Origin of the sequence: Spirilliplanes yamanashiensis (genome assembly GCF_016863475.1) — a bacterium.
GTDB classification, from domain to species: domain Bacteria; phylum Actinomycetota; class Actinomycetes; order Mycobacteriales; family Micromonosporaceae; genus Spirilliplanes; species Spirilliplanes yamanashiensis.
Window position 1 is genome coordinate 102436 of sequence record NZ_BOOY01000005.1, and the last position, 25311, is coordinate 127746.

At 73.6% G+C, this 25311-nt stretch carries 24 protein-coding genes; 14 read left to right on the forward strand and 10 right to left on the reverse strand.

Annotation, left to right across the window (positions count from 1 at the left end; translation table 11 throughout):
- Positions 1 to 38 precede the first annotated feature (38 nt).
- From Sya03_RS04685 to Sya03_RS04695, 3 genes are all read left to right on the forward strand, one after another.
- The gene (locus Sya03_RS04685) at positions 39 to 1592 is read left to right on the forward strand and encodes a M28 family peptidase (protein WP_370872105.1); all 1554 of its coding nucleotides are present in this window, start codon (positions 39 to 41) and stop codon (positions 1590 to 1592) included.
- Between the two features lie 168 nt (positions 1593 to 1760).
- On the forward strand, positions 1761 to 3107 hold the full coding sequence (locus tag Sya03_RS04690) for a hemolysin family protein (RefSeq protein ID WP_203936906.1): 1347 nt from the start codon (positions 1761 to 1763) through the stop codon (positions 3105 to 3107).
- Positions 3104 to 4159 (forward strand): hemolysin family protein, encoded by a 1056-nt coding sequence (locus tag Sya03_RS04695; protein WP_203936907.1) that lies wholly within the window; start codon positions 3104 to 3106, stop codon positions 4157 to 4159. Before Sya03_RS04690 ends, Sya03_RS04695 begins: the two co-directional genes overlap by 4 nt.
- A gap of 6 nt (positions 4160 to 4165) precedes the next feature.
- On the opposite strand, the gene leuE is transcribed toward Sya03_RS04695, so the two are convergent.
- Complete coding sequence (gene leuE / locus Sya03_RS04700) at positions 4166 to 4819, reverse strand: leucine efflux protein LeuE (RefSeq protein ID WP_203936908.1); 654 nt, start codon at positions 4817 to 4819, stop codon at positions 4166 to 4168.
- Positions 4820 to 4971: 152 nt separating this feature from the next.
- Between leuE and Sya03_RS04705 the strand changes: the two genes are divergently transcribed.
- Positions 4972 to 5415 (forward strand): DoxX family protein, encoded by a 444-nt coding sequence (locus tag Sya03_RS04705; protein WP_203936909.1) that lies wholly within the window; start codon positions 4972 to 4974, stop codon positions 5413 to 5415.
- 86 nt (positions 5416 to 5501) lie between these two features.
- Here Sya03_RS04705 and Sya03_RS04710 read toward each other — a convergent pair whose 3' ends face one another.
- The 3 genes from Sya03_RS04710 to Sya03_RS04720 are packed head-to-tail and all read right to left on the reverse strand — an operon-like array spanning position 5502 to position 8596.
- A complete protein-coding gene (locus Sya03_RS04710; protein WP_203936910.1) occupies positions 5502 to 6524 on the reverse strand; it encodes a GGDEF domain-containing protein in 1023 nt (340 codons plus the stop codon).
- 30 nt (positions 6525 to 6554) lie between these two features.
- Positions 6555 to 7220: a UdgX family uracil-DNA binding protein gene (locus tag Sya03_RS04715; RefSeq protein WP_203936911.1), complete on the reverse strand. Its 666-nt coding sequence runs from the start codon at positions 7218 to 7220 to the stop codon at positions 6555 to 6557.
- Positions 7221 to 7264: 44 nt separating this feature from the next.
- Positions 7265 to 8596, reverse strand: coding sequence for an aminotransferase class I/II-fold pyridoxal phosphate-dependent enzyme (locus tag Sya03_RS04720; RefSeq protein ID WP_203936912.1), 1332 nt, complete (start codon positions 8594 to 8596; stop codon positions 7265 to 7267).
- A gap of 36 nt (positions 8597 to 8632) precedes the next feature.
- Between Sya03_RS04720 and Sya03_RS04725 the strand changes: the two genes are divergently transcribed.
- From Sya03_RS04725 to rny, 5 genes are all read left to right on the forward strand, one after another.
- Complete coding sequence (locus Sya03_RS04725; RefSeq protein WP_203936913.1) at positions 8633 to 9862, forward strand: bifunctional pyridoxamine 5'-phosphate oxidase family protein/GNAT family N-acetyltransferase; 1230 nt, start codon at positions 8633 to 8635, stop codon at positions 9860 to 9862.
- A 404-nt stretch (positions 9863 to 10266) separates the two neighbouring features.
- Complete coding sequence (locus tag Sya03_RS04730; RefSeq protein ID WP_203936914.1) at positions 10267 to 10467, forward strand: DUF3046 domain-containing protein; 201 nt, start codon at positions 10267 to 10269, stop codon at positions 10465 to 10467.
- A 191-nt stretch (positions 10468 to 10658) separates the two neighbouring features.
- Positions 10659 to 11705, forward strand: coding sequence for a recombinase RecA (gene recA, locus Sya03_RS04735; protein ID WP_203936915.1), 1047 nt, complete (start codon positions 10659 to 10661; stop codon positions 11703 to 11705).
- 776 nt (positions 11706 to 12481) lie between these two features.
- On the forward strand, positions 12482 to 13000 hold the full coding sequence (locus Sya03_RS04740) for a regulatory protein RecX (protein ID WP_203937044.1): 519 nt from the start codon (positions 12482 to 12484) through the stop codon (positions 12998 to 13000).
- A gap of 1227 nt (positions 13001 to 14227) precedes the next feature.
- Entirely contained in the window at positions 14228 to 15937 is a 1710-nt protein-coding gene (gene rny / locus Sya03_RS04745; RefSeq protein WP_370872183.1) for a ribonuclease Y, read from the forward strand.
- A 10-nt stretch (positions 15938 to 15947) separates the two neighbouring features.
- Here rny and Sya03_RS04750 read toward each other — a convergent pair whose 3' ends face one another.
- The 4 genes from Sya03_RS04750 to Sya03_RS04765 all read right to left on the reverse strand — a co-directional run bounded on the left by Sya03_RS04750 (position 15948) and on the right by Sya03_RS04765 (position 19255).
- A complete protein-coding gene (locus Sya03_RS04750; RefSeq protein ID WP_203936917.1) occupies positions 15948 to 16829 on the reverse strand; it encodes an amino acid ABC transporter permease in 882 nt (293 codons plus the stop codon).
- Positions 16826 to 17500 (reverse strand): amino acid ABC transporter permease, encoded by a 675-nt coding sequence (locus Sya03_RS04755; RefSeq protein ID WP_203936918.1) that lies wholly within the window; start codon positions 17498 to 17500, stop codon positions 16826 to 16828. The genes Sya03_RS04750 and Sya03_RS04755 overlap by 4 nt, the downstream gene beginning before the upstream one ends.
- Before the next feature lie 85 nt (positions 17501 to 17585).
- The gene (locus Sya03_RS04760) at positions 17586 to 18455 is read right to left on the reverse strand and encodes a glutamate ABC transporter substrate-binding protein (protein WP_203936919.1); all 870 of its coding nucleotides are present in this window, start codon (positions 18453 to 18455) and stop codon (positions 17586 to 17588) included.
- Positions 18456 to 18508: 53 nt separating this feature from the next.
- Entirely contained in the window at positions 18509 to 19255 is a 747-nt protein-coding gene (locus tag Sya03_RS04765; RefSeq protein WP_203936920.1) for an amino acid ABC transporter ATP-binding protein, read from the reverse strand.
- Between the two features lie 135 nt (positions 19256 to 19390).
- Between Sya03_RS04765 and Sya03_RS04770 the strand changes: the two genes are divergently transcribed.
- The 3 genes from Sya03_RS04770 to Sya03_RS04780 all read left to right on the forward strand — a co-directional run bounded on the left by Sya03_RS04770 (position 19391) and on the right by Sya03_RS04780 (position 22000).
- Positions 19391 to 19849: a hypothetical protein gene (locus Sya03_RS04770; RefSeq protein ID WP_203936921.1), complete on the forward strand. Its 459-nt coding sequence runs from the start codon at positions 19391 to 19393 to the stop codon at positions 19847 to 19849.
- Between the two features lie 30 nt (positions 19850 to 19879).
- Positions 19880 to 21364, forward strand: a complete 1485-nt coding sequence (miaB, locus tag Sya03_RS04775) for a tRNA (N6-isopentenyl adenosine(37)-C2)-methylthiotransferase MiaB (protein WP_203936922.1) — start codon at positions 19880 to 19882, stop codon at positions 21362 to 21364.
- A 174-nt stretch (positions 21365 to 21538) separates the two neighbouring features.
- On the forward strand, positions 21539 to 22000 hold the full coding sequence (locus Sya03_RS04780) for a group II truncated hemoglobin (protein WP_203936923.1): 462 nt from the start codon (positions 21539 to 21541) through the stop codon (positions 21998 to 22000).
- Here Sya03_RS04780 and Sya03_RS04785 read toward each other — a convergent pair.
- A complete protein-coding gene (locus Sya03_RS04785) occupies positions 21997 to 22263 on the reverse strand; it encodes a YciI family protein (RefSeq protein ID WP_203936924.1) in 267 nt (88 codons plus the stop codon). The genes Sya03_RS04780 and Sya03_RS04785 overlap by 4 nt on opposite strands.
- Before the next feature lie 16 nt (positions 22264 to 22279).
- Positions 22280 to 23488: a DUF349 domain-containing protein gene (locus Sya03_RS04790; protein WP_203936925.1), complete on the reverse strand. Its 1209-nt coding sequence runs from the start codon at positions 23486 to 23488 to the stop codon at positions 22280 to 22282.
- A 216-nt stretch (positions 23489 to 23704) separates the two neighbouring features.
- Here Sya03_RS04790 and Sya03_RS04795 point away from each other — a divergent pair, with 216 nt between their 5' ends.
- The gene (locus Sya03_RS04795; protein WP_203936926.1) at positions 23705 to 24406 is read left to right on the forward strand and encodes a class III extradiol ring-cleavage dioxygenase family protein; all 702 of its coding nucleotides are present in this window, start codon (positions 23705 to 23707) and stop codon (positions 24404 to 24406) included.
- The gene (gene miaA, locus Sya03_RS04800) at positions 24295 to 25308 is read left to right on the forward strand and encodes a tRNA (adenosine(37)-N6)-dimethylallyltransferase MiaA (RefSeq protein ID WP_203937045.1); all 1014 of its coding nucleotides are present in this window, start codon (positions 24295 to 24297) and stop codon (positions 25306 to 25308) included. Before Sya03_RS04795 ends, miaA begins: the two co-directional genes overlap by 112 nt.
- Positions 25309 to 25311 lie beyond the last annotated feature (3 nt).

The window sequence follows — 25311 nt, forward strand, 5'->3', positions numbered from 1 at the left end:
GCTCACAGCAGTCACCGCCCGTCCTGGGGAGGACCCACGTGAGACTCCGCCCGCTCGCCCGCGCCGGCCTGGCCGCCGCCCTGGTCACCGGCGTCACCGGCATCGCCGCCGCCGCGCCGCCCGCCCTCGCCGCACCGGTCCCGGCCGCCGCGCCGGCGCTGCTCGCCGCGCCCGACATCCCGCTGGCGAACGTGAAGGCGCACCTGAGCCAGTTCGCCTCGATCGCCGCGGCCAACGGCGGCAACCGCGCCCACGGCCGGCCCGGCTACCTGGCCTCCGTCAACTACGTGAAGGCGCAGCTGGACGCCGCCGGCTTCACCACCAGCGTCCGGTCCTTCACCTACGGCGGCGCGACGGGCTACAACCTGATCGCCGACTGGCCCGGCGGTGACACCAGCGACGTGCTGATGATCGGCTCCCACCTGGACAGCGTCTCCTCGGGCGCCGGCATCAACGACAACGGCACCGGCTCGGCGGCCATCCTGGAGACGGCGCTGGCCGTCGCCCGGTCGAACTTCCAGCCCGCCCGGCACCTGCGGTTCGGCTGGTGGGGCGCGGAGGAGCTGGGCCTGCGCGGCTCGACGAACTACGTGTCGACGCTGCCCGCCGCGGAGCGCGCCCGGATCACCGGCTACCTGAACTTCGACATGGTCGGCTCGCCGAACCCGGGCTACTTCGTCTACGACGGCGACAACTCCGACGGCGTCGGCGCGGGTCCCGGCCCGGCCGGGTCGGCGCGGATCGAGGACTCGCTGGAGGCGTACTTCGCGTCCATCGGCGTGCCGACCCGCGGCACCGACTTCGACGGCCGCAGCGACTACGGGCCGTTCATCCAGTACGGCATCCCGGCCGGCGGCACGTTCACCGGCGCCGAGGGCCGCAAGACCGCCGCCCAGGTGCAGCTGTGGGGCGGCACCCAGACCGCGTTCGACCCCTGCTACCACCGCGCCTGCGACGGGCTGAGCAACGTCAGCGACACCGCGCTGGACCGCAACGCCGACGCCATCGCCTACTCGGTGTGGGACCTGGCCCAGGACGGCGGCACCGAGCCCCCGCCCGGCAACGTCGTGTTCGCCGACGACTTCGAGGCCGCCCGCGGCTGGACGGCCGGCACGGGCGACACCGCCACCGCGGGCCGGTTCGAGCGCGGCGACCCCGCCGCCACCAGCTCCGGCGTCGCCACCCAGCTCGGCACCGCCGCCAGCGGCACGTTCGACCTGGTGACCGGCGCGTCGGCCGGGGCGAGCGCGGGCGCCAACGACGTCGACGGCGGCTCGACGACCATCGTTTCGCCGGCGATCACCCTGCCCGCCGCGGCGTCGACGCTGACGTTCCGCTGGTACCTGGCCCACCTCAACAACGCCTCCAGCGCCGACTACCTGCGGGTGCGGGTCGTCGCCGGGTCCTCGGCCACGACGGTGTTCAGCCAGGCAGGCGCGGCCACCGACCGGGCCGCCGCGTGGCAGTCCGCCTCGGTGAGCCTGGCGGCGTACGCGGGCCAGACCGTCCGGCTGTCCGTGGAGGCCGCCGACGCGGGCACGGCCAGCCTCGTCGAGGCCGCCGTGGACGACGTGCGGGTCACCTCCGGCTGACGGCCGGGGCACCGGGCTGGAGCGGGCGGTCGTCGCCCCGCCCGCTCCAGCCTTCTCCCAGGAATCGTCCAGCGACTGCTGTTACTGTCTGCTGATGCACCAAGCGCCTGCCCCGGAGGGCAGCAGTACGGCGCCGGGTTCACCCCGGCCTCCTGAGCGCCGCGCGACATGTTGATCGCCGTCGGGCTCGCACTCATCATCCTGGTCACTGCCGCCACGGGCTTCTTCGTGGCCCAGGAGTTCGGCTACGTCGCCGTCGACCGGGGCAAGCTGCGCCGCGAGGCCGAGGCCGGTGACGCCGCGGCGGCCCGTGCACTCACCGTCACCGAGCGCCTGTCGTTCATGCTGTCCGGCGCCCAGCTCGGCATCACCGTCACCGTGCTGCTCGTCGGCTACGTGGCGGAGCCGTACCTCGGCGAGGGCCTGTCGGCGCTGCTCGGCGGCGCGGGCGTGCCCACGGCCGTCAGCCTGCCGGTCTCGATCGTCGTGGCGATCGCGGTGTCGACGATCGTGCAGATGGTCCTCGGCGAGCTGGCCCCGAAGAACTACGCGATCGCCCGGGCCGAGTCGCTCGCCAAGGCGCTCAGCCGCCCCACGATCGTCTACCTCACGGTGTTCGGCCCGGTCATCAAGCTGTTCGACATGGCCGCCGCCCGGCTGCTGCGCCGCGCCGGCATCGAGCCGGTCGAGGAGCTGAGCGAGGGCGCCACCGCCGAGGACCTGGAGCAGATCATCGCGGAGTCCCGCGCGGGCGGGCACCTGTCGCCGCAGATGTCGGCGCTGCTCGACCGCGGGCTCGACTTCCGGCAGCGCACCGCCGCCGAGGTCATGGTGCCGCGGGTCGACGTGGTCAGCGTGCGGGCCGACGAGCCCGCCACCCGCATCGTCGAGCTGCTCGACACCGGCCGCTCGCGGTTCCCGGTGCGCGGCGGCGACGGCGTCGACGAGATCGTCGGCGTGGTCGGCATCGCCGACGTGCTCGACGTGCCCGCGGAGCGCCGCGCCGACGTCCCGGTCGGCTCGCTCGGCGTACCCCCGATCCTGGTGCCCGCGTCGCTGCGGCTGCCCGCGGTGCTCGACCGGCTGCGCGGCGGCCACCGGCAGCTCGCCTGCGTCGTCGACGAGTACGGCGGCTTCGCCGGCATCATCACGCTGGAGGACATCGCCGAGGAGCTGGTGGGCCCGATCAGCGACGAGGACGATCTGGACGAGCCCGCGCCCGTGGCGCACCCCGACGGCTCGTGGGTGGTTCCGGCCCGCTGGCGCATCGACGAGGTCGCCGACGCCACCGGCGTGCCGCTGCCCGAGGACGACGACTACGACACCGTGTCCGGCCTGGTCATGGCCCGGCTGGGCCGGGTGCCGCAGGTGGACGACACCGTCACGATCGACCTGCCGCCCACCGGCCCGGACGTGATCCAGCGCGCGCACGTCACCGTGCTCAGCGTCGACCGGCGGGTGCCGGCCACCGTGCGGCTGCGCCGCGAGACCGAGACCGTGGAGGCCGCCCCGTGAGCACCACCTGGGCCGCCGTCGTCTCCCTGCTGCTGCTGGCGCTGAACGGCTTCTTCGTCGCCGCCGAGTTCGCGCTGGTCGCCAGCAAGCGGTACCGGCTGGAGCACGCCGCCGCCGGCGGCAGCCGCGCCGCCCGGGCCGCACTGGACGGCAGCCGTGAGCTGTCGCTGATGCTGGCCGGCGCCCAGCTCGGCATCACCCTGTGCTCGCTGGGCCTGGGCGCGCTCGCCGAGCCCGCCCTGGAACATCTGATCAGCCCCGCGCTGGCGGCGGTCGGCCTGCCCGAGGCGCCCAGCCACGTCGTGGCGTTCCTGATCGCGCTGCTCATCGTCACGTTCCTGCACCTGGTGCTCGGCGAGATGGTGCCGAAGTCGTGGGCGATCAGCGACCCCGAGCGGGCCGCGACGCTGCTGGCGCTGCCGTTCCGCGCCTTCGCCCGCGTCGCGCGCCCCGCCCTGACCGCCCTGAACGCCATGGCGAACGGCCTGCTGCGGCTGGTGAAGGTGCGGCCGCAGGACCAGCTGGCCCAGGTGCACGGCCCCGAGGAGCTGCAGCTGCTGCTGGAGGAGTCGCGCGACCAGGGCACGCTGCCGCGCGAGCAGCAGGAGCTGCTGAGCAGCATGCTGCGCCTGCAGCGCACCACCCTGGCCGACGTGCTGGTGCCCGACGAGGAACTGGTCACCGTCGAGGCGCACAGCTCCGCCGCCGAGATCGAGGAGCTGTCCCGCGCCTGCGGCCGCTCCCGGCTCGCGGTGGCGGGCGGCGACGGCGCCGTGACGGGCGTCGTGCACATCCGCGACGCCGTCCGCGCCACCACCACCGGCCGCCCGGCGACCGCCGCGCAGCTGATGACCGCGCCGTTCGTGCTGGGCGCCGACGTCACCGTCACCGACGCGGTCACGGCCATGCGCGGCGCCCGCGCCCAGCTGGCCCTGGTCGAGCGCGCCGGCGCGCGGGTGGGCTTCGTCGCGCTGGAGGACCTGCTGGAGCAGGTCATCGGCGAGTTCGACGACGAGACCGACCCGGTGCCGAGCGGCCGCCGCATGCGCTGAGCGGCGTCAGCCCGCCGAGGCGGTCGCCAGCTTCACGCCGAACGCGATGAACACCGCGCCCACGCCCGCCGACAGCGTCTTCGACAGGGCGCGCCGGCGGGCGAACTGCGCCGCCAGGTAGCGGCCGCCGAAGATCAGCCCGGTCAGGTAGAGGGCGCTGAAGACCTGCAGGATCGCGCCCAGCACCAGGAACGACAGCGCCGGGTGGGCGTACCCCGGGTCGACGAACTGGATGAAGAACGAGACGAAGAACAGGATCGCCTTCGGGTTCAGCAGGCTGATCAGCAGGGCGCGCCGGAACGGCGCGCGCACGGTGGCGTCGGCGGCGGGCGCCACGGCCGCCGCGCCGTCGCGGCGGCGGCGCAGGGCGCCGCGCAGGATCCCGAGGCCCAGCCAGGCCAGGTACGCCGCGCCGGCGTACTTCACGACGAGGAAGACCGGTGGGTACGCGGTGAGCACCGACGCCGCCCCGGCCGCGGCGGCGACCATGAGCAGCGCGTCGCCGAGGAACACGCCCCAGGCGCCGCGGTAGCCGGCCCGGACGCCCTGGCGCGCGGCCACGGACGCGACGAACAGCGAGTTCGGCCCGGGCAGCAGCACGATGGCGATGGTGCCCAGCACGTACGTCGTCAGGTCGGTGATGCCCCACATGGCGCCCATCCTCACGCGCGGCCGGGCGGCCGGGACAGCGATTTCCGGTGTCACGTGCGACACGTACCGCCGATATACGGCCCATGTCCGTTTTATTGAAATTTCAACGGACCACTCATTAACATGCGTCTATCAGTGTCCCGCCCCCCAGGAGGTACATCGTGAGCACCAACCGGTACGCGGGACCCGTGTGGTCCCTGTTCCGCATCGTGGTCGGCCTGCTCTTCACCTGCCACGGACTGGCGACGGTCCTCGGCCTGTTCGGCGGCAGCCGCGGCACCGGCCAGGCCGTCGAGGCCGGCACCTGGCCCGGCTGGTACGCCGGGGTCATCCAGCTGGTCTGCGGCATGCTCGTGCTGATCGGCCTGTTCACCGCACCGGCGGCCGTGCTCGCCTCCGGCTCCATGGCGTACGCCTACTTCGTCGTGCACCAGCCCGACGGCCTGCTGCCGCTGCAGAACGGCGGCGTCACCCCCGCCCTGTACGCCTGGGCGTTCCTGACCATCGCCGTCGTCGGCGCCGGGCCGTGGTCGCTCGACGCGGTGCTGCGCGCCCGCCGCGCGGCGCCCGCCCCCGCCACGACACCCGAGCCCGCTGCCGCCTGACCCCCCACGGGCAGCAGCGCACGACCGGCCGCGGGGCCGGCGCACCGGGAGGGACGCCCCGGGACGCCGGCCCCGCGCCGCCGTTGCTACGCCGGCTGGAACGCCGCCACGCGGTTGCGGCCGGTGCGCTTCGCCGCGTACAGCGCCGAGTCGGCCGCCTCCATCAGCGCCTCGCCGGTCGCCACGTCCTCCCGGGCACCCGCGACGCCGATGCTGACCGTCACCGGCGCCGGCCACGCGCTCGACTCCTGCTCGATGCGCCGGCGCAGCACGTCCGCCTCGGACGCCGCCTCCTCCGCGCCGCGGCCGGGCAGCAGCAGGCCGATCTCCTCGCCGCCGAGCCGGGCGAGCACGTCGCCGGGGCGTACCCCGGACTGCAGCACCTGGGCGACCCCGGCGAGCGCCGCGTCGCCGGCGGCGTGGCCGTGGGTGTCGTTGAGGCGCTTGAAGTGGTCCAGGTCGATCATGACGACCGACACCGGCTGCCCGTGCGCCTGCTGCCGGGCCAGGACGCGGTGCAGGTCCTCGTCCCAGCCGCGGCGGTTGGTCAGGCCGGTCAGCCGGTCGGTGCGGGCCTCGTGCTCGGAGGCGTCCAGCACCCGCGCCAGCTGCCGCCGCAGGCTCGACACGATCATGACGGTGACCAGCAGCGTGCCGATCAGGTACACCGACGACGTGATGCCCACCGGCCCGAGGATCGAGATCGCCAGCGGCGGGTAGCCGACGGCGACGATCGCCACGTTCATCAGGCCGGCGCGCATGGACAGGAAGTACGCGGCCAGCAGCACCGGCCAGACGTAGAGCATCTCGCTGCCGTCGCCGGCCGTGCCGTCGAGCCAGGCGGCCATGCCGATCAGCGCGGTCCCGAACGGCGGCAGCAGCGCCAGCACCCGGCGCGGCACCCGCTGCGGCCGCACGAAGCACCAGCCGCCCACGGCCATCGCCAGCGCGCCGAGGAAGATGCTGGGCAGGATCACCCCGTTGGTGGTCACGGGCACCGCCAGCGACAGCACGATCGGGAACGCCCCGCCGGCGAAGAGCATGGCTCCGCTGACGCGGGCGGCGGTGGCCGTGTCGCGCCTGCGCCTGCTCTCGCCCGCAGATTCCACGGGCTCCCTATCGGCAGGCGGCGGCCGTTCTCAAGCGCCGGCGAGCGCCCCGGCCACCACCTTCAGGTCGTCGACCAGGCCGTCGAAAGCGACATCGCGGTTGTCGGCACGCAGCACGGCCGACGGGTGGATGGTGGCCAGCGCCCGGCACTCTGCCACCGGGAAGTCCTCCGGGTGCTGCGCCGAGGCGGGCCACGGCATCAGCGTGCCGCGCTCCTTCGTCACCCGGAACGACGGCCCCAGCAGTGCCTTCGCGGCGGTCGCGCCGAGCACCACGACGATCTCGGGGCGCAGCAGCGCGAACTCGGCGACCAGCCACGGCCGGCACGCGGTGATGTGCACCTGGTCGGGCGTCTGGTGGATGCGCCGCGACCCGCGCAGCTGGAACCGGAAGTGCTTGACGGCGTTCGTGATGTAGACCGAGGACGGGTCGATGCCGGCCGCGTCGACGGCCTCACGCAGCAGCCGCCCGGCCGGGCCGACGAACGGCAGCCCCTGCCTGTCCTCGACGTCGCCGGGCTGCTCGCCGACGAACACCACCCGCGCGTGCGCGTCGCCGCGGCCGAAGACGACCTGCGTGGCGGGCTCGTACAGTTCGCAGCCGCGGCAGCCGGGCGCGGCCGCCTTGAGGGTGTCGAGGTCACGGGCGGCATCGGGGACGAACTCCTGCGCGCCGGGTGCAGCGGTGCGGGCCATGCCGGATGGTCTACCCCATCGACCGCCGGGCACACCCGGCGGGTTCACCGGGTGAACCGCCCTGTCGGGGGGCGGACCGCCCGCGCCACCGCGTCGGCCAGCGGCTCGACGTCGGCGGGGTCGAGCGGGCTGACGGTCAGCCGGACGCCCGGCGCGGACGCCAGCCGGAACAGCGACCCCGGCGCCACGGCCCAGCCCTCGTCGCGCAGGGCGGCGACCGTCCGGGTCTCGTCCGGCACGGGCACCCACACGTTGATGCCGGTGGTGGCGTGGGCGGCGCACCCGCGCGCGGCCAGCGCCGCGGCCAGGGCGTCGCGCCGCGCGTCGTAGCCGGCGCGGGCCGCGGCGACGGCCGCCGTCACGCCCGGGTCCGACCAGAGCCGCAGCAGCAGCCGCTGGGTGACCGTCGAGACCCAGCCGGTGCCGATCCGCATCCGGCCGGCGACGCGCGCCACCGTCGCCTCGTCGCCCGCGACCACCGCGATGCGCAGGTCCGGCCCGAACGGCTTGGACGCCGACCGGACGAACGCCCACCGGTCCGTCGCCCCGGCCAGCGGATGCGGCGCGACGGCGGCCAGCTCGGCCGCGTGGTCGTCCTCGACGAGCAGCGTGCCGGGCCGCTCCCGCAGCGCCCGGCGCAGCGCCGCCGCGCGGTCCGCGGTGACGGCCGCGCCGGTCGGGTTCTGCGCCCGGCTGGTCACGAGCACGGCGCCCACGCCGGCGCTCAGGGCCGCGGCGAGGGCGCCGGGCAGCGGCCCCTCGTCGTCCACGGCCAGGGGTACGGGGGTGAGCCCGAGCGCCGCCACCAGGTCGAACAGGTTGCCCCATCCCGGATCCTCGACGGCGACGGCGTCGCCCGGGCACAGGTGCGCGGTGAGCAGCCGCTCGACGGCGTCCAGCGCGCCGTTGGTGACGGTCACGTCCCCGGCGGGCACCCCGTCGGCGGCGAACCGCTCCCGCGCCGCGTCCGCCAGCTCCGGCAGCACCCCGGCGTCGGCGTAGGTGAGCGGGGCCGCGAAGGCGCCGGCGACCGCCCGCAGGTGCGCCGCGAGCGGGGGCAGCAGCCGCCGGTCGGGCTCGCCGGCGGACAGGTCGCGCAGCCCCGCCCCGGCCGCCGGCCGCGCCGCCGCCCGGGTGGCGACCGAGCGCGGCCGCACCCGCGTCCCGTTGCGCCCGGCGGTCTCCACCAGGCCGCGCTGCCGCAGTTCCCGGTACGCCTTGGCGACCGTGGCCGGGCTGACCCCGAGCTGGCGGGCCAGCCCGCGCACCGGCGGCAGGCCCTCGCCGGGCGGCAGCGCCCCGGTGCGCACCCCGTCCTCGACGCTGGCGGAAATGGCGGCGGCGGTCGACCCGGCGACCTGGTAACGTCCTGACACAATCCCGATTATGTACTAGCACAACGGGGGACCGCCATGACCGACCCGGCCCACTACCCGGCCACCCCGCGCACCACGTCGCTGCGCATGCGCGAACGCACCACCTACGACCGCGCCGCCGCCTGGTCGATCCTCGACGAGGCTTGGGACTGCACCGTCGCGTTCGTCGTCGACGGCGCCCCGCGCGCCCTGCCCACCCTGCACGCCCGCGTCGGCGACACCCTCTACCTGCACGCCTCCTCCGGCGGCCGGATGGGCCTGCACGCCCGCGGCGACGGCATCGCCGTCTGCGTCTCGGTCACCCTGCTCGACGGCCTGGTGTACGCCCGCTCCCAGTTCCACCACAGCGCCAACTACCGCTCGGTGATCGCCCACGGCCGGGCCACCCTGGTCACGGACCCGGACACCAAGCGCGCCGCCATGGACGCCCTCGTCGCCCGCCTCGGCGCGGACCGCCCCGCCGACAGCCGCCCGCCCACCCGCCGCGAACTCGACCAGACCGCCGTCCTCGCCCTGCCCCTGCGCGAGGTCTCGGTGCGCACCCGCACGGGCGGCGTCAACGACGACCCCGAAGATTTCACCCTGCCCCACTGGGCCGGCGTCGTCCCCGTCCGCCGCGTCACGGGCGTACCGGAGACCGACCCGGCGGCGACCACCCCGCTCCCGCCGTACGTGTGGACCTTCGCCACCCCGCTGACCGGCCCCCGCGTGACCCTCGTCCCGCTCGACGAGTCCCACGTGGACGACCTCTACGCCGCCACCACCGACCCCGAGGTGTGGCGCTGGCTGTCCGTCCCGCAACCCCGCACCCCGGCCGACATGCGCACGATCGTCCGCGCCGCCCTCACGGCGGCCCACGACGGCACCCGCATCCCGTACGCGGTCCGCGTCGACGGCCGCACCATCGGCTCCACGTCCTACTACGCCATGGACACCCGCAACCGCCAGCTCGCCATCGGCCACACCTTCCTGGGCCGTGCCCACTGGCGCACCGGCGTCAACCGCGAGGCCAAGCTCCTCCTCCTCACCCACGCCTTCGACACCCTCACCTGCGAACGCGTCGAACTCCACACCGACGCCCGCAACGACGGCTCCCGGCGCGCCATCGAGGCGCTGGGCGCCACCCGCGAGGCGGTCCTCCACCACCACCGCCTGCGCCCGGACGGCACCTGGCGCGACACGGTCCTCTACGCCCTGCTGTCCACGACCTGGCCGGAAACCCGCAGCCGCCTGACCGCAGGCCTGACCCGGGCGGCAGCGGCCTGACCGCGGGCCTGGCCCGGTGGCGCGGTGCCCGCCTGATCGCGGACCTTGTCCGGCGGGCGCGTTGCCGGCTTGGCCGCGGCATGTTCCGGCGGGCGTGCTGCCCGCCTGGTCACGGGCCTGGTCGCGGCGGTTGTTCCCGACTGGCCGGCGGTGCATCGCCCGCGTGACCGCGGGCCCGACTCCGGTGCGCTGCCCCGTGGCCGCCGGCTTGACCCGGGCGCCGCGCCACGCCGCTGCCCACCCTGGACCGCAGGCCGGCGCCGGGTCCGCGGTCCATCCAGGCTGGAGTCGGGATCTCTACGCGGCCCACCTCCCGACCGCGGATCTAGGTCGCGGCCCCGGCACCCGTCCGTGCCGTCGGCTGGTTGGCGGCCCGGCCCGGGCGCTCATTACGCTGGGATCCCATGCGGTTGACCGACTTCTGGGCCCGGCTGGATCAGACCTTCGGCCCGGCGTACGCCCCGAGCTTCGCCGCCGACCACGTACTCACCGAACTGAACGGCCGGACCATCAACCAGGCGCTCGCCGAGGGCGTCGACGCGGTCGTGGTGTGGCGCGCCGTAGTCGCCGCGTACCCGGAGCGTGTACCTGCCCGGCTGCACTGACAATTTCGTACACCCGTTCGGGCGTGTCGCTCGAAGATCGTACAGGTGTTCGGCTATTGTCCACACCGGCTCACTTGTCCACAGGCCACGGCCCGTCGGCTGATTTTGTCAGACCCAGGGCCTAGCGTGACCGCGTGAACAGAAGCTCTTCGGCGAAAACGACCGCGAAGTCGAATGCAGGGGTGTCCGACATGGCAGCAGGACCCGATCGGGACAAGGCGCTCGATCTCGCGCTGGCGCAGATCGACAAGCAGTTCGGCAAGGGCTCGGTGATGCGGCTGGGGGAGCGGCCGGTCGTGCAGACCGCCATCATCCCCACCGGCTCCATCGCCCTCGATGTGGCTCTCGGCGTCGGCGGTCTTCCCCGCGGCCGCGTCGTGGAGGTCTACGGCCCGGAATCCAGCGGTAAGACCACGGTCGCCCTCCACGCGGTGGCCAACGCGCAGCGCAACGGCGGCATCGCGGCGTTCATCGACGCGGAGCACGCCCTCGACCCGGAGTACGCGAAGGCCCTCGGCGTCGACACCGACGCCCTGCTGGTCTCGCAGCCCGACACGGGTGAGCAGGCCCTCGAGATCACCGACATGCTGATCCGCTCCGGCGCCCTCGACATCATCGTCATCGACTCGGTCGCCGCCCTCGTGCCGCGCGCCGAGATCGAGGGCGAGATGGGCGACAGCCACGTCGGCCTCCAGGCCCGCCTCATGAGCCAGGCGCTCCGGAAGATCACCGGTGTCCTCAACAACACCGGCACGACCGCCATCTTCATCAACCAGCTCCGCGAGAAGATCGGCGTCATGTTCGGCTCGCCCGAGACCACCACGGGTGGTCGCGCGCTGAAGTTCTACGCGTCCGTCCGGCTCGACGTGCGCCGCATCGAGAGCCTGAAGGACGGCACGGACGTCGTGGGTAACCGCACCCGCGTCAAGGTCGTGAAGAACAAGGTCGCGGCCCCGTTCAAGCAGGCCGAGTTCGACATCATGTACGGCAAGGGCATCTCCCGCGAGGGCTCCCTCATCGACGTGGGCGTCGAGCAGAGCATCATCCGCAAGTCGGGCGCCTGGTACACGTACGAGGGCGACCAGCTCGGCCAGGGCAAGGAGAAGGCCCGGGAGTTCCTGAAGGAGAACCCGGACGTCGCGGCCGAGATCGAGAAGAAGATCCTCGAGAAGCTCGGCGTCGGCGTCACCACGGGCGACGCGGCCGGCGGCCCGGTCCTCCCCCCGGTCGACTTCTGATCCCGTGCCCCGCACGCACCCGTCGCGCGGGCCCGCCTCCCCGCGGGCCCGCGCCACACCCGCCTCCCCGCGGGCTCGCGCCACACCCGCGCCCCCGCGGGTCCGCGCCGCGTCCGTCTCCCCACGGACCGGTGCTAACTCCACCTCCCCGCGGGTGAGCGCTGTGTCCGTCTTTCCGTGGATCGGCGCTACCTCGGCCTCGCCGTGGGCCTGCGTCACCTTCGCTTCCCCGCGGGCCGTCAGCCAGCCCGGCCGCCGCGGCGAGGTGAGCTGAGATGCCGCCCCGCCGACGCGGCGCCCGCACCGGCCGAGGCTGGGACGCCGCCCCGTCCCGCCGCGCCCCCGACTCCGACTCCGGCGCCACCGGCCGCCCACGGCGCCGTTTCGGCGACGCACCCCCACCCGACGACGAGTTCGCGCCGTCAGCGGACGAGGCCGGCTGGCCGCCGGGCGTCACGGACGCCCGCGCGGCACTCCGCCCCGCCAGCGCCCTGCCCACACCCGCGCGCCCCGCCACCGCCGAGCCGTCCACCCCGGACGACCCGGACGCCTACACGGGCCGCATCCTCCCGTGGTCCGACCGCCCGCTCACCGACCCCGGCGACGCGGCCGACCGCCCCCCGGCACGCGACGACGAGCCGGCAGACGGCGACCCACCACGCCGCCGCGGCACCCGCGGCAGAGGCGCTAACACCGGCGGCCCCGGCGCCGGGGATCAAGCCCGGCAACGCCGCGGCCCGCGAACCGGCGCCGACCAGCCCCAGAACCAGGGCGAACTGGCCCGCGAGATCTGCATCCGCCAGCTCGCCGTCCGCCCGCGCACCCGCGCCGAACTCGCCAAGGCCCTGACGAAGCGCGAGATCGCCCCGGAGGTCATCGCGGAGGTCCTCGACCGCTACGACGAGGTCGGCCTGATCGACGACGCGGCGTTCGCCCGCGCCTGGGTCACCAGCCGCCACCACGGCAAGGGCCTGGCCCGCCGAGCCCTGGCGAACGAGCTGCGCCAGCGCGGCGTCGACGCCGAGATCGCCTCGGAGGCCTTGGAAACCGTGGACGACGACGCCGAGGCGACGGCGGCACGGGCCCTGGTCGACCGCAAACTACGCTCGGCCCGCGGCACGCCGGAGCAGGTGTTCCGCCGCCTGGTCGGCATGCTGGCCCGCAAGGGCTACCCGGCGGGCGTGGCCATCTCCGCCGTCAAGGACGCCCTGGCAGCCAGGGACGAGGAGGCGGCGGAGTTCGCCGACAACCTAGACGCCGAAGCCCTGACAGCCGCCGAAACCACCCCCGACTGACCCCGCCGCGCCGACCCGCCCCAGCGACGAAACAGCGGGCGGCCCACCACGCGCAGGGCGGGACCCCTTCGGCCGAGCAGGCGTAGACGGCTCCGGCGATGCAAGGTGGCCGACGCCCGGCCGAGCGATGTCGCGCGCCTTCCGAGCGGTCGAGGTGGGCGACATCCGGCGATGCAAGGTGGGCGACCCGGCCGAGCGAGGTGGCGCGCTTTCCGACAGGTCGAGGTGGGCGACACCCGGCGAAGCAAGGTGAGCGATGCCGGGCAAGGGAGAGGGGGGCCCTTCGACCGGAGGGGCGGATCGGCCGCCGCTGAAGCGATCCGCCGGCCGTCGACTGAGCAGGGCAGGCGCCAGCCGGCAGACGCAGCAGGCGCGCCCGGTCACCCGAGACCCGGCATCCGGCCGCAGGGAAGGTCGCAACAGCAGCAAGGCGATGAACCGGAAGCGAGGCCCGCGGACAGCAAGGTGGGGGACAGCGACCAAGAAAGGTTTCGGGGTGGGGTGACCCACGGAGGGATCAAGCCTGACCGCCCGGAGTGGGTCACCCCACCCCGAAACCCCCACCGCAACCCCCGAAACCCACCGCCCCCCAAGACGGACGAGGGGCCCACCAAGAGAACCAGTAACCGCCCCACCACGCCCCGAAGCGATCACCCTGAGGACCAACCAGGGACCCCGTTCACCCAGCGTGAAAAGCCGCTCCGCGATATGTCCGAACATCCCGGATACCCGCCGATAGCTCCTCACCTGCGCGTGAGCGCCCCTGTGCCGTACGTCCCATCTGCTGCCCGATCATGAGTCCTTGACCGAACCGGCACTCGCGACCTAGCCTCGCGTTACACAAGGATTGCTCGACCATCGCAGGCTAAGCGCACAACATAGATCGCGTAACAGTACGGCATCGTTTCACCGCTCTGAGTCGGTGAAGGGTGTTCCGCCATCCCGGAGGCCGCGTGGGGTGGCGGCGTTGACATAGCCGCGGCCGGCATCGGCGTCATAGCGACGTCGGGGTCGGTCGTACGCGCGGCCAGCCGCCTCGGTCGGGCTGTCCCATAGCTGCCGACGGCCGCGTACCGCCGGGTTTGTCCCGGTCGGCGTGGGCGTGGCGAAGGGAGACGCGGCGATGGTCGACGCCCGCACCGGATCGCCGGTGGCGCGATGACGAGCTCTCTCGACTGGGTGCTGCTGGTGGCGGTGGTGGTGCTGGCGGGCGCCGTCGTCGCCGGGATGATCCTCGGGGCGCGGGCGCTGAAGCGGCTGCAGCCGGGCAAGCCCGTCGTGAATCCCGATGATCCGCAGTTCCTCGCGCAGAAGGACCGCCAGGAGCGGTCGCTGGCGCAGTTGCGGTCGGCGGCGGACGAGGCGTCGAGTGCCGTGGACGACGCGAAGGCGGCGGCGGCGACGGCGCGGGCCGAGGCGGCCGCGGCGAAGGCGGAGGCGACGGCGGGGCGGGCCGAGGCGAAGCGGGTGCTGGAGGCGGCGCACGCGGAGGCGGACACGATCCTGGAGCGGGCGCACCGGCAGGCCGAGGCGGACGCCGAGGAGGTCCGGGCGGCGGCGCGGCGCAGCGGGGAGCGGGAGGTGGCGCTGCTCAACGCCACCGCGAAGGAGAGCGCCGCCGAGGTGGAGCGGCGGGCGGCGCGGATCGACGAGCGGGAGCGGCTGCACGCGGAGGAGGTCGAGCGGCTCGTCGAGCGGGAGCGCCGGCTGGCCGCGGTGGAGGCCGACCTGGCGCAGCGGGAGCAGGCGCTGGCGCGGCGGGACGCGGAGCTGCGCGAGGCGGAGGACAAGCGGCGGCTGGAGCTGGAGCGGGTCGCGGGGCTGACGGCGGACGCCGCGCGCGCGGAGCTGGTCGAGGGCATCGAGCAGCAGGCGAAGCGCGAGGCCGCGATCCTGATCCGGGACATCGAGCACGACGCGCGCAGCACGGCGGAGACGCGGGCCCGGCACATCGTGGTCGACGCGATCCAGCGGGTGGCCAGCGAGCAGACCGCGGAGAGCGTGGTCAGTGTGCTGCACCTGCCGAGCGACGAGATGAAGGGCCGGATCATCGGCCGCGAGGGCCGCAACATCCGGGCGTTCGAGTCGGTGACCGGCGTCAACCTCATCATCGACGACACCCCCGAGGCGGTGCTGCTGTCCTGCTTCGACCCGGTGCGCCGGGAGATCGGGCGGCTGACGCTGGAGAAGCTGGTACTGGACGGGCGGATCCACCCGCACCGCATCGAGGAGGTGTACGACTCGGCGCGGCACGAGGTGGAGCGGCTGTGCGACCGGGCCGCCGAGGACGCCCTGGTCGAGGTGGGCATCACGGACCTGCACCCGGAGTTGGCGACGCTGCTGGGCCGGCTGCGGTACCGCACCAGCTACGGCCAGAACGTGCTGAAGCACCTGGTGGAGACGGCCCACATCGCCGGCATCATGGCGGCGGAGCTGCGCCTGGACGTGCCGACGATCAAGCGGTGCGCGTTCCTGCACGACATCGGCAAGGCGCTGACCCACGAGGTGGAGGGCAGCCACGCGCTGATCGGCGCGGACCTGGCCCGCAAGTACGGCGAGTCCGACGACGTGGTGCACGCGATCGAGGCGCACCACAACGAGGTGCTGCCGCAGACGATCGAGGCGGTGCTGACGCAGGCGTCGGACGCCTGCTCGGGCGGGCGGCCGGGGGCGCGCCGGGAGAGCCTCGAGGCGTACGTGAAGCGGCTGGAGCGCATCGAGGAGATCGCGGGCGGCAAGTCGGGCGTCGAGAAGGTGTTCGCGATGCAGGCGGGCCGGGAGATCCGGGTGATGGTGCGGCCGGAGGACGTCGACGAGATCGGCGCGGCGGTGCTGGCGCGGGACGTGGCGAAGCAGATCGAGGAGGAGCTGACCTACCCGGGCCAGATCCGCGTCACGGTGGTCCGCGAGTCGCGGGTCACCGAACTCGCGCGTTAGCGTCCGCCGGTCAGCCCTGGGGCTCGACCACGGCGCTGCCGGCCTCCTCGCCCACCGGTGCGGCCCCGCCCGGTGCCTTCCCGGCGCGCCGGGTACGCCGCTCCAAGTAGCCCGCGAGCGACGTCAAGGACCAGTTCAACAGGATGTAGATGACCGCGGCAACCATCGCCGCCGCGACGAAATTGCCGAAGTTGGCGCCGAGGTTGTTGACGCCCATCTGGAGGAGTTCGCTGTAACCGATGATGTAGCCGAGCGCCGTGTCCTTCACCAGGACGACGAGCTGGCTGACGATCACGGGCAGCATCGCGCGCGCCGCTTGCGGCACCAGAATGTGCTGCATGACCTGGCCCTTGCGCATGCCGACCGCATACGCCGCCTCGGATTGCCCGCGCGGCACCGATCGGATCCCGGCGCGGAACGCCTCGGCGAGGACCGAACCGTTGTACAGGGTCAGGCCGATGACGACGGCCCAGAACACCGACATCGGCTGGTACGTGATGAACGGGATGCCGTAGAAGATGAAGAACATCAGCAGCAGCAACGGAACCGCGCGGAAGAACTCGACGACGGCGCCGGCCGGGATGCTGATGAACCAGTGCTCGGACAGCCGTCCGACGGCGAAGACGATGCCGAAGACCAGCGACAGCACCATGGCGACGGCGGCCGCGCTGACGGTCGCCCAGAGGCCGGGGAGGATGAAGTCGACCCAGGTGGTGCTCTGGGTGAACGGCTCCCACAGCGGGCCGGCCCACTGGTTCTTCTCCTCGAACTTCGCGTAAATCCAGTACAGCAGCGCGAGCAGCCCGATCCCGAACAGGACGGTCATGATCGCGTTGCGCGCCTTCGCCCTCGGTCCCGGGTGGTCGTACAGAACGGCGTCCGTGCTGCTCATCGCTTCACCGCCAGTCGGTTGGCCAGCCAGCCGAAGCCGTAGCCGGTCGGGATCAGGACGACCGCGAAGGTGCCGGCGAAGACCAGGAAGATGGGGATGACCTGGTCGCCGTTGAAGTTGATCAGGTTCTTCATGGCGTTCGAGGATTCCGCCAGGCCGATCGTGCCGACGATGGTGGCGTTCTTGCACAGGGCGATGAGGATGCTGCCGAGCGGAGCGACCACCGCGCGACCGGCCTGCGGGAGGATCACGATGCGCAGGTTCTGGAAGAATGTCATGCCGATCGCACGGGCCGCCTCTGCCTGACCAGCGTCCACCGTGTTGATGCCGGAGCGGATGGCTTCGCAGACGAACGCCGCGGTGTAGACGGCGAGTCCGACGACGCCGAGCCAGAAGTTGTTCAGCTCCAGCTCGTCGGAGAGCACCAGGCCCAGGTTCGTGTACAGGCCGAAGTAGCAGAAGAAGATGATCAGCGTCAGTGGGGTGTTGCGGAACAGGTTGACCCAGGCGGCCCCGAAGCCCCGCAGTACCGGCACGGGGGAGACGCGCATCGCCGCCAGGACGACACCGAGCACGAACGCCGCGAAGCCGCCTGCCGCCGTGAGCTTGAGGATCCAGAGGAAGCCGGTCGTGTACTCGTCGAAGTTGGCGGGATCGGAGAAGACGTCCATCTGCCCTCCTCAGGGGCCGTCGCGAGCCGGCGTGCGGGCCGCGAAGAGCGGGGCCGGCGCGCCGGCCCCGCTCGTCACGTGCTGGTCAGGCGCAGTTGGTCAGCTTGGTGGTGTCCAGCTCGGGCGCGGGCGTGCCGCTCTTGCCGAGGGTGGCGTCCCAGGCGGTCTTGTACGTGCCGTCAGCCGCGGCGGCCTTCAGGATCTCGTTGACCTTGTTGCAGCCCTCCGTGTCGGTCTTCTTCAGGCCGATGCCGTACGGCTCGTCGCTGAACTTCTTGCCGACGACCTTGAACTTGCCGGCGTACTGATCCTGGGCGGCGTACCCGGCCAGGATGATGTCGTCGGTGGTCACGGCGTCGACCTGACCGCCGGCGAGGGCCGTCACGCACTTGGAGTACGAGTCGAACTGCTGGAGCGAGGCGTCCTTGTAGTCGGTCTGGATCCGCTTGGCCGGCGTGGAGCCGCTCACGGAGCAGACCTTCTTGCCGGCCAGCGCCTCGGGTCCGGTGATCGTCGAGTTTGTCGGCACGAGCAGATCCTGGCCCGCGACGTAGTACGGCCCGGCGAAGTTGACGACCTTCTTGCGCTCGTCGTTGATCGTGTAGGTCGCGACGACGAGGTCGACCTGACCCTGCTGGATGAACGGCTCGCGGTTGGCGGAGACCGTGGTCTTCCACTCGATGCCGGTGTCCGGCACGCCGAGGCCCTTCGCGATGATTTTGCCGATCTCGATGTCGAAGCCCTCGTAGCTGCCGCCGGTCTGAAGGCCGAGGCCCGGCTGGTCGGCCTTCACGCCGATGACCAGCTTCTTCTGGCTGGACGCCTTGCCGACGATGCCGGCCGCGGCGCCGCCGGAGCCGGTGTCGCTGCCGCCCTCGCCGTCGCCGCCGCATGCTGCGATGGAGAACGCCAGGGCCAGTGCCCCGGCCGTCGCCACAAATCGGGTGATGCGCATCGTTACGCTCCCTCTGCTGCGAAGCCCGCGGTGGCGGGCTTCAGTGTGGACATTCAGTGCGTCAGGATCTTGGAGAGGAAGTCCTTGGCCCGGTCGCTCTTGGGGTTGCCGAAGAAGGCGTCGGGGGTGTCCTGTTCGACGAGCTGACCGTCCGCCATGAAGACGACGCGGTTGGCGGCGTGCCGGGCGAAACCCATCTCGTGGGTGACGACGACCATGGTCATGCCCTCGCGGGCCAGCGACGTCATGACGTCGAGGACCTCGCCGACCATCTCGGGGTCCAGCGCGCTGGTCGGCTCGTCGAAGAGCAGCGCCTTGGGCTCCATGGCCAGGGCCCGGGCGATCGCCACGCGCTGCTGCTGGCCGCCGGACAGCTGGGCCGGGTACTTGTCGGCCTGGTTGCCGATGCCGACCCGGTCGAGCAGCTTCATGGCCCGCTCGCGCACGACCGACGCCTTCTCCTTGCGCACCTTGACCGGCCCGAGCATCACGTTCTCGAGGATGGTCTTGTGCGCGAAGAGGTTGAACGACTGGAAGACCATGCCGACCTCGCTGCGCAGCTTGGCCAGCGCCTTGCCCTCGGCGGGCAGCTCGCGCCCGTCGAAGGTGATCGTGCCCGAATTGATCGGTTCGAGGCGGTTGATGGCGCGGCACAGCGTCGACTTGCCGGAGCCCGACGGACCGATGACGACGACCACCTCGCCGCGGTCGACCGTCAGGTCGACGTCCTGGAGGACGTGCAACGGCCCGAAGTACTTGTTCACCTTGTCGAGCACGATGAGCGGTTCGCCCGTCGTCATCGCTGCACCACCGTCCGTCCGCATCACTCGGATGGGGCCACTCTAGGGGCGGTACTGTGTCGGTTCACTCCGTACAGGGTCACGGAGCGGTAACACCACACATACGCCGACGGAGACGCATTCACCATGGACGGTATGGCTGACCCCCCGGCCGCGACGGGCCTCTGGAACTGGTGCCTCGACGGCACGCTCGACCCCGGCCGGGTCCGGGCCGCCGTGGCCGTCGCCGTGCGCCGGCCCACGATCGAGCTGGCCGGGCCCCCCGTCCCGGGCGCCGTGCAGTGCGACGTCTGGCACACCGAGGGCGAGTTCCCCACGGTCGTGGACTGCTACCTGGCCCCGTCCGACGTGCCGGAGTCCGTGGCCGCCCGCGCGGTGGCCGCCCGGCTCGACAGCCGCTGCCTGCTGCCGGACGACTCGCTCGACCCGTCCCGGCACCTGCTGATCACCCCCGACGGCGGCATCCGGCCCGTGCACGTCGACGTGGCCGACACCGACGCCGGCCCGCGCTGGACGAACGTGCGCCCCTGCACCGGCATCGACGTGTGGTGCCAGGGCGGCCGGGGCGGCAGCCGACCGGCGGCCGCGGCCTAGGAACGCCAGCCGGTACGCTGGGCAACTGCCATGACTACCGCACCCGAGACCGCCGCCCGCACCTACCAGGTGCGCACGTACGGCTGCCAGATGAACGTGCACGACTCCGAGCGCATCTCCGGGCTCATGGAGGACGCCGGCTACGTCCGCGCCGAGTCCGACGACGCCGACGTGGTCGTGTTCAACACGTGCGCGGTGCGGGAGAACGCCGACAACCGGCTCTACGGCAACCTCGGCCACCTGCGCCCCACCAAGCTGAAGAAGCCGGGCATGCAGATCGCCGTCGGCGGCTGCCTGGCGCAGAAGGACCGCGGCGACATCGTGCGCAAGGCGCCGTGGGTCGACGTCGTGTTCGGCACGCACAACATCGGCTCGCTGCCCGCCCTGCTCGACCGGGCCCGGCACAACTCCGCCGCCGAGGTCGAGATCCTCGAGGCGCTCGAGGTGTTCCCGTCGACGCTGCCCACCCGCCGCGAGTCCACGTACGCGGGCTGGGTGTCCATCAGCGTCGGCTGCAACAACACCTGCACCTTCTGCATCGTGCCGTCGCTGCGCGGCCGCGAGAAGGACCGCCGGCCCGGCGAGATCCTCGCCGAGGTCGAGGCGCTGGTTGCCGAGGGTGTGCTGGAGGTGACCCTGCTCGGGCAGAACGTCAACAGCTACGGCGTCGAGTTCGGCGACCGGCTTGCGTTCGGCAAGCTGCTGCGCGCCTGCGGCGGCGTGCCCGGCCTGGAGCGGGTCCGGTTCACCAGCCCGCACCCCAAGGACTTCACCGACGACGTCATCGCCGCCATGGCCGAGACGCCGAACGTCTGCCACTCGCTGCACATGCCGCTGCAGTCCGGCTCCGACCGGGTGCTCAAGGCGATGCGCCGCAGCTACCGCTCGGAGAAGTACCTCGGCATCATCGGCAAGGTGCGCGCCGCCATGCCCGACGCCGCCATCACCACCGACATCATCGTCGGCTTCCCCGGCGAGACCGAGGCCGACTTCGAGCAGACCCTCGACGTGGTGCGCCAGGCCCGGTTCTCCAGCGCGTTCACGTTCCAGTACTCCAAGCGGCCCGGCACCCCCGCCGCGGTGATGGACGACCAACTGCCCAAGCAGGTCGTCCAGGAGCGCTACGAGCGGCTGATCGCCACGCTCGAGGACATCACCTGGGACGAGAACAAGAAGCAGGTCGGCCGCACCGTCGAGGTGCTGGTGGCCGTCGGCGAGGGCCGCAAGGACGAGCGCACCGGCCGGCTGTCGGGCCGCGCCCGCGACGGCCGGCTGGTCCACTTCGCCACCGGGGACACCGCCCCGCGCCCCGGCGACGTCGTCGAGACCGTCGTCACCTACGCCGCCCCGCACCACCTGAACGCCGACGGCGCCCCGCTGTCGGTGCGGCGCACCCGCGCCGGCGACGCGTGGGAGGCCGGCACCACGCCGCGCACCCGGGGCGTCTCGCTGGGCCTGCCGACGATCGGCGCGCCGCCGCCGGCCGCCGCGCCGGTGAACGCCTGCCAGGCCTGACGGCTCAGGGCGCCGGCAGGACGACCCCGGTCCGCGCGCCCTCCTTGAGGTGTGCCAGGACCACCGTGCGCCAGCGTCCGCCGAGCACGCCCGCCAGTTCGACGGCGCAGCTCGGGGCACGCACCGGACGGTGCGTACTTTGTGCCGCCGGGGACGGCCTGCTCAGCTGTCGTCATGTCTGGACCTCCGACGTTGTACGAGTGGGCCGGCGGCACCGACGCCTTCGTGCGGCTCTGCGACGCGTTCTACCGCCGGGTGACCGCGGACGACCTGCTGGCCGGCCTGTTCGCCACCATGCACCCCGAGCATGCCCGGCACGTGGCGCTGTGGCTCGCCGAGGTGTTCGGCGGTCCGGCCGCCTACACCGGCGAGCACGGCGGGTATCCGCACATGGTGCGGATGCACCTGGGCCGGGCGATCACCGAGCCGCAGCGCCGGCGCTGGGTGAACCTCATGCTGGACGCCGCCGACGAGGTGGGGCTGCCCGAGGACCCGGAGTTCCGGGCGGCGTTCGCCGGATACCTGGAGTGGGGCACCCGGCTGGCGGTGCTGAACTCCCGGCCCGGCGCCGACGTGGTGCTGCAGGCGCCGGTGCCGCGGTGGGGGTGGGGCGTCGCCCCGCCGTACGAGCCCTAGAGGGCGGCGAGCGGCCCGCGGGTGACGGTCCAGCCGACCGGCTCGTAGGTGGCGAGGCCGCGCAGCACGTACGGGTCGTCGGCCATCAGCCGCCGGGCCTCGTCGGCGGAGCCGGCCCGCAGCAGCACGATGCCGCCGGTGCCGGACTCCTGCCGGCCGGCGCCGACGACGTGGCCGTCGGCCTCCAGCCGGTCCATGAACGCGAAGTGGTCGGGCCGCGCCGCGTCGACCTCCGGCAGGGGCCGCAGGTAGGTGGAGATCATCAGGTACACGGCCGGGTCAGCCCGCCTTCTCGGCCAGCTCCAGGAACTGCCGCTTCGACGCGAGCGCCTGCTCGGCCTCCTTGACCCGGCGCTGGTCGCCCGCCGCCCGGGCGCGCTCGAGGCGCTGCTCGGCCTCGGCGACCTGCTCGCGCATCTGGGCGAGCAGCGGGTTGTCCTGCGGGGTGGTGCGCCGCCACGCGGAATCCATCGCGACGCGGATCTTCTCCTCCACGGCGCGCCAGCGGCGGTCGAGGGAGGCGGCGTTCTCGCGGGGGACGCGGCCGATGTCGTGCCACTGGGCCTGGGCGTCGCGCAGCTTCGCCTGGGCGGTCTTCGGGTCGGCGTCGACGTCGATGGCCTCGACCTCGGCGAGCAGGGCCTGCTTGCGGTCGAGGTTCTCCTTCTGCTCGGCGTCGCGGGCGGAGAACACCTCGCTGCGCTTGGAGAAGAACGAGTCCTGGGCGCCGCGGAACCTCTCCCACAGCCGCTGCTCGGCCTCCTTGGAGGCGCGCGGGGCGGCCTTCCACTCGTTCATGAGTTCCTTGAGCCGGGCGGCGGTGGGCGCCCAGTCGGTGGAGTCGGCGAGCGCCTCGGCCTCGGTGACCAGGGCCTCCTTGGCGGTCTGCGCCTGCTTGCGCTGGCCGTCGAGGGTGGCGAAGTGGGCGCCGCGGCGGCGGGTGAAGCCGTCCCGGGCGGCGGCGAACCGCTTCCACAGCTCGCCGTCGGTCTTCTTGTCGACGCCGCGGATGGTCTTCCACTCGTCGAGGATCTCCTTGAGCCGGTCGCCGGCGGTCTTCCAGCCGGTGGACTCGGCGGCCAGCTTCTCGGCCTCCTCGACCAGGGCGGTCTTGCGGGCGACGGCCTCGACGCGGGCGGCGTCCCGGGCGGCCCGGGCCTCGCCGGCCTTCTCCTCCGCCTGGGCGGCGAGCTTGTCGAGGCGGGTCGCCAGGCCGTCGATGTCGCCGACGACGTGGGCCTCGTCGAGGGTGGTACGCAGCCGCTTGACGCTGGTCAGCGAGTGGGCGGCGTCGGCCGCGCCGGACTTGAGGCGGGCCTCGACGAGGTCGACCTCCGTGACGAGGTCCTCGAACCGGCGCGCGAAGTGGGCGAGGCCCTCCTCAGGGGTGCCGGCCTGCCACGAGCCGACCACCTTCTCACCTGCGGCGGTCTTGACGTACACGGTGCCGTCGGCGTCCACCCGGCCGAAGGCCGTCCAGTCGTTCATAGCCCATCCTCAGTTCGTCCCGGCCCCGCCGGGAGGTCCCGGCCGGTGCCGCCGTCGCGCGCGAAACGTACCTCAGGCATTCTTTCTCGCGCATTGTCACAGGTCCAACCCGGTTACGGGGAAGCGCCCACCGACGACCGTGACCATACGGTGTCCTCGGCCCGGGCGGGGGCCGGGCGACCGGTGCGGGCGGGTACGACCGATACGGTAGGTCCCGTGTCCCTGGTCGCCGCCGCGGTGTGCCCCTGCCCGCCCCTGCTCGTCCCCGCGGTCGCGGCGGGCGCGGCCGCCGAGCTCGACGGCCTGCGGGAGGCCTGCGACGCCGCGGTCGCGCACCTGCTGGCGGCCGACGCCGAGGCGCTGCTCGTGGTGGGCGGCGGCGAGCGCACCCGCCGGCACACCTTCCCGTACCGGGGCACGTTCGCCCCGTTCGGGGCGCGCGCGGACTTCGGGCCGCCGGACGGCGACCCGCTGACCGACCTGAGCCTGCTGGTGGGCGGCTGGCTGCTGAGCCGGCACGACCTCGGCGGGCGGACGGTGTGGTTCGACGCGGTGGCGGCCGGCGCCGACCCCGGCACGTGCGCGCGGCTGGGCGCCGAGTGGGCGGGCCGGCGGGCGCGGGTGGCGCTGCTGGCGCTGGGCGACGGCTCGGCGTGCCACGGCCGCACCGCGCCCGGCTACGACGACCCGCGCGCCGAGGCGTACCGGGCGGCGGTGGTGTCCGCCCTGGCCGGCGCGGACCCGGTGGCGCTGCTCGGGCTGGACACCACACTGTCGGCGGAGCTGAAGGCGGCCGGCCGGGCGGCCTGGCAGGTGCTGGCCGGGGCGGTCGGCGGGCGGCCCGGGCGCGGCGCGGTCACCTACGACGAGACGCCCTACGGCGTGCACTACGCGGTCGCCACGTGGAGCCCGGCGTGACCGTCGTCGCCGTCGTCGGCCCGACCGCGGCCGGCAAGTCGGACCTGAGCATCGCGCTGGCGCACGCCCTCGACGGCGAGGTCGTCAACTGCGACTCGATGCAGCTGTACCGCGGCATGGACATCGGCACCGCGAAGCTGACCCCGGCCGAGCGCCGCGGCGTGCGGCACCACCTGCTCGACGTCTGGGACGTGACCGAGCCGGCCAGCGTCGCGGCGTACCAGCGGCTGGCCCGCGCCGCCGTCGACGACATCCTGGCCCGCGGCCGCACCCCGCTGCTGGTCGGCGGCTCCGGCCTGTACGTGCGCGCCGTCCTGGAGGAGTTCTCGTTCCCCGGCACCGATGCGGGCCTGCGCGCGCGGCTGGAGGCCGAACTGGCCGCGGCGGGCCCGGCACCGCTGCATTCCCGGCTGGCCCGGCTCGACGCGGACGCGGCGGCGAAGATCCTGCCCAGCAACGGCCGCCGCATCGTGCGGGCGCTGGAGGTGGTGGAGCTGACCGGGGCGCCGTTCGCGGCGTCGCTGCCCGAACCCACCCCGCACTACCCGTCGGTCCAGCTGGGCGTGGACCGCGACCCGGCCGGCCTGGACGACCGGGTGGACCGCCGGGTCGACGTGATGTGGGCGGCCGGGCTGGTCGGCGAGGTGCGCGAGCTGGAGCGGCACGGTCTGCGCGACGGCCGCACCGCCCGGGCGGCGCTGGGCTACCAGCAGGTGCTGGCGTTCCTGGCGGGCGAGCTGACCGAGGAGCAGGCCCGCGCGGAGACGAAGCTGGCGACCCGGCGGTTCGTGCGGCGCCAGCGCAAGTGGTTCCGCCGCGACCCGCGCATCCACTGGCTCGACGGCGCCGCGACGGACCTCACCGGGGCCGCCTTGGCGGCGGTGCGCGCGGCTGCGCGATGATGG

Excerpts from the sequence above, each read along its gene's own strand:
- Sya03_RS04690 (WP_203936906.1), top strand. The coding sequence starts at position 1,761 with ATGTTGATCGCCGTCGGGCTCGCACTCATCATCCTGGTCACTGCCGCC.
- leuE (WP_203936908.1), bottom strand. The coding sequence starts at position 4,819 with ATGGGCGCCATGTGGGGCATCACCGACCTGACGACGTACGTGCTGGGC.
- Sya03_RS04715 (WP_203936911.1), bottom strand. The coding sequence starts at position 7,220 with ATGGCCCGCACCGCTGCACCCGGCGCGCAGGAGTTCGTCCCCGATGCC.
- Sya03_RS04725 (WP_203936913.1), top strand. The coding sequence starts at position 8,633 with ATGACCGACCCGGCCCACTACCCGGCCACCCCGCGCACCACGTCGCTG.
- Sya03_RS04730 (WP_203936914.1), top strand. The coding sequence starts at position 10,267 with ATGCGGTTGACCGACTTCTGGGCCCGGCTGGATCAGACCTTCGGCCCG.
- recA (WP_203936915.1), top strand. The coding sequence starts at position 10,659 with ATGGCAGCAGGACCCGATCGGGACAAGGCGCTCGATCTCGCGCTGGCG.
- rny (WP_370872183.1), top strand. The coding sequence starts at position 14,228 with ATGATCCTCGGGGCGCGGGCGCTGAAGCGGCTGCAGCCGGGCAAGCCC.
- Sya03_RS04750 (WP_203936917.1), bottom strand. The coding sequence starts at position 16,829 with ATGAGCAGCACGGACGCCGTTCTGTACGACCACCCGGGACCGAGGGCG.
- Sya03_RS04755 (WP_203936918.1), bottom strand. The coding sequence starts at position 17,500 with ATGGACGTCTTCTCCGATCCCGCCAACTTCGACGAGTACACGACCGGC.
- Sya03_RS04760 (WP_203936919.1), bottom strand. The coding sequence starts at position 18,455 with ATGCGCATCACCCGATTTGTGGCGACGGCCGGGGCACTGGCCCTGGCG.
- Sya03_RS04765 (WP_203936920.1), bottom strand. The coding sequence starts at position 19,255 with ATGACGACGGGCGAACCGCTCATCGTGCTCGACAAGGTGAACAAGTAC.
- Sya03_RS04770 (WP_203936921.1), top strand. The coding sequence starts at position 19,391 with ATGGCTGACCCCCCGGCCGCGACGGGCCTCTGGAACTGGTGCCTCGAC.
- miaB (WP_203936922.1), top strand. The coding sequence starts at position 19,880 with ATGACTACCGCACCCGAGACCGCCGCCCGCACCTACCAGGTGCGCACG.
- Sya03_RS04780 (WP_203936923.1), top strand. The coding sequence starts at position 21,539 with ATGTCTGGACCTCCGACGTTGTACGAGTGGGCCGGCGGCACCGACGCC.
- Sya03_RS04785 (WP_203936924.1), bottom strand. The coding sequence starts at position 22,263 with ATGATCTCCACCTACCTGCGGCCCCTGCCGGAGGTCGACGCGGCGCGG.
- Sya03_RS04790 (WP_203936925.1), bottom strand. The coding sequence starts at position 23,488 with ATGAACGACTGGACGGCCTTCGGCCGGGTGGACGCCGACGGCACCGTG.